Origin of the sequence: Corynebacterium sp. H128, from assembly GCF_037482625.1 — a bacterium.
Classification (GTDB): domain Bacteria; phylum Actinomycetota; class Actinomycetes; order Mycobacteriales; family Mycobacteriaceae; genus Corynebacterium.
Map to the genome: position 1 here is coordinate 1 of NZ_JBBHKW010000021.1, position 1,655 is coordinate 1,655.

1 protein-coding gene is annotated in these 1,655 nt (G+C 56.0%); it reads right to left on the bottom strand.

Annotated features, from left to right (window positions below; all coding sequences use genetic code 11):
* Positions 1-7: 7 nt before the first annotated feature.
* The gene (locus tag WG915_RS11560) at positions 8-1,567 is read right to left on the bottom strand and encodes an IS30 family transposase (RefSeq protein WP_339565536.1); all 1,560 of its coding nucleotides are present in this window, start codon (positions 1,565-1,567) and stop codon (positions 8-10) included.
* Between the last annotated feature and the right edge of the window lie 88 nt (positions 1,568-1,655).

A 1,655-nucleotide genomic window follows, 5' to 3' on the forward strand; every position in this document is an offset into this window, starting at 1 on the left:
GGCGGTGTCAAGCTGTGAATGCACCATTGAGTGTTTTCATCAGTATCTCACGAGGAGTGCACCCACCCAGCACGATTCGCGGAGTGTCATTGAGCTCATCTTGCACAAACTGGACATGCTCGGCAGTGACCTGGGTGAAATCTGTTCCCTTGGGATAAAACCGCCGACGCAGTTCCCCGTTTGTATTCTCATTGCTCGGTCGTTGCCACGGCGACCTCGGATCACAGAAGTACACCTTGCAGTCTTTGTCCACTGACACGGTACGAGTGTTCGCCATCTCTGATCCTTGATCCCACGTGATCGTGCGAAACACTGCTTCAGGCAATCCCGCAATCATCTCCTGCAGTGCGGGCACTACCGTGTCAGAATCATGACTGTCCGGCAGGTGATACAGCAGGGTAAACCTCGAGCGTCGCTCGATTAATGTAATGAGCGCTGACTGCTGGTTTTTCCCCAGCACGAGGTCACCTTCCCAATGCCCCGGAATCGCCCGGTCATCTGCTTCAGGTGGGCGTGTGGTGATTTCCGACCCATACACCCAGTTCTTATTGTGCAGGCCTGCTACCCGGTTACGAGGTGTACGGGTCTGTTCCGCGCGAATGAGCACCTGTTTGGTGTTCATGAGGTCTTCTAGTTCTTTGCGCAGGCTTCCTGCCGTTTGTATGTACAAGGCACTGTAGATCGCTTCATGAGAGATATGCATATCTCTATTGTGTGGGTGCTTAGCTTTGAGTCGACAGGCAATACGCCCCGGTGAGATCTTCCGCGCCAACATCGCCAACACCTCGGCACGCAAAGGGCCAGGTTGATCAAGTTTTCGTTGCCTAGGGCGCTTCCTACGCTGTGTAGCCTGATACTGAGCAATATCCGGGTCATACTCCTTCTCTTCGTCGCCTTGGTCGTAGGCCACCAGGAGCGCATTGCGTTTAATCTCACGCGATACCACGGTGTGATCACGACCGATCTGTTTACCGATCTCGCGGCAGGACAGACCTTTCCGCGAGAGTAAACGGATCTGACAACGATCGGCCAGGCTCAGGGTCCGCCCCCGCCCCACTGGGGTGGTGACGATACTGTTGGTGTCAAGACCAGCTTGAACAGCTCTTGGATGCGCAGGTGCTACAGGCATGAGTCCATCATCAATCCACGTCGCAACTTGTGCTGGCGACACACCTAACTCAGTCGCGATGTGCCAAGGTGCGAACCCCGATAGAGACAGGTGGGTACCACGAGCAATAAGCTCACGCCTGGTGGCACCGGGCATTGCTGCAAGCCGGGCCTGGCGGGCCCACCGCGTGACGGTCTGATCGCTTAGTCCCAGTTCCCTGGCCACGGACAGGGCTGATCTGCCGTGTTCGTTGACTAGTTCACACACCCGGTCGTTGAGCTGTTTGCGGCGCGGACTCCATTGCTTGCGTAAGCCTTTGGTTGTGTGGATCACGCGGTGGTTAGCCTGGGCGTTGCAGTTCACACCAGCTGTTTTCAGCCATGCGTACACACTATCGGCGCTGTATCCAACTTCTTCTGCGACCACAGTTACCCGTCGGCCGGCAAGCACCGAAGCCACCGCATGGTCCCTTATCTTCTGTGTTGATCGTTGAACCACCACGAACCACCTTTCTGGTTTGTGGTGCATTCACAGCTTGACACCGCCC